The following is a 1,058-nucleotide window of genomic DNA, read 5'->3' as shown; positions in this document are numbered from 1 at the left end:
CCAGCACGCCGGGCTCCATCGGCAGGCGCCCGCCGAGGTCCCCGAGCCAGGCGATACGCGGCCGCAGGGCCTGCGCGCCGTCCAGCCGGTCCTCATAGCGAAAGCCCTCGTCGGCGCTCGCGATCGGTGAACGCGCGTCGTAGCCGGCCATCACCGAAAGCATCAGGGCGAGGTCGGCGACGCTGCGCGCCATCGGCCCGTCGGTCGAGAACTGCCCGAAGAACGCGTCCTTCGCCGGCACGTTGGGCACACGGCCGAGCGAGGGCCGGAAACCGAAGATGTTGTTGAAGGCGGCCGGGTTGCGCAGCGAGCCGCCGAAGTCGGAGCCGTCCGCGACCGGCAGCATGCCGAGCGCCAGCGCGACCGCGGCGCCGCCGCTCGAGCCTCCGGCGCTCAGCGCCGGCAGGAAGGCGTTGCGGGTCCGCCCGAACAGCGTGTTGTAGGTGTGGGAGCCGAGGCCGAACTCTGGCGTGTTGGTCTTGCCGATGACGATCGCGCCGGCGGCGCGGACCCGCCCGACGGTGAGGCTGTCCTCGTCCGGCGTGAAGTCGGCGAACAGCGGCGAGCCGAAGGTGGTGCGCAGGCCTGCCGTCGGCTGCAGGTCCTTGAACGCGACCGGAATGCCGGCGAGCGGTCCGGGCGTCTCGCCCCGCGCTCGCGCGGCGTCGCAGGCGCGCGCGTCCGCCAGGATGTCGTCGCGGTCCCGCAGGGTCACGATGGCGTTGTAGGTGGGGTTCTGCGCCGCGATCTGGTCCAGAAACGCCTCCGCGACCTCAACGGCGGAGACCCTGCGTTCGGCCAGCATGCGCGCCAGCGCCGACGCACCCTGCCGGCAGATCTCCGGCGTCGGCACGTCCGGCGAGACTAGCGCGCCGCTGGCGGCGAAGGCGGGGCGGGGGAGGGTCATGTGGCGCGCCTCGTGATGGACGGCTCACCCATGCCCTTTTCGCGTGGGCCTGTCATGGTGTGTGTGTTTAGAACGACGAAAGCCCGCCAGCTTTTGGGCTGTGCGGGCTTTTTGTTTGGTTGCGGGGACAGGATTTGAACCTGTGACCTTC

General features: G+C 71.2%; 1 protein-coding gene. It reads right to left on the bottom strand.

All coding sequences use genetic code 11. The features are described 5' to 3' along the window. On the bottom strand, positions 1 to 907 hold a 907-nt coding region (locus ACIKT0_RS18875; protein ID WP_407106835.1), incomplete at its 3' end, for an amidase family protein. Positions 908 to 1,058 lie beyond the last annotated feature (151 nt).

The sequence above is a fragment of the Hansschlegelia beijingensis genome (assembly GCF_045505405.1).
GTDB classification, from domain to species: domain Bacteria; phylum Pseudomonadota; class Alphaproteobacteria; order Rhizobiales; family Methylopilaceae; genus Methylopila; species Methylopila beijingensis_A.
This window is presented reverse-complemented; position numbering and strand designations above follow the sequence as displayed.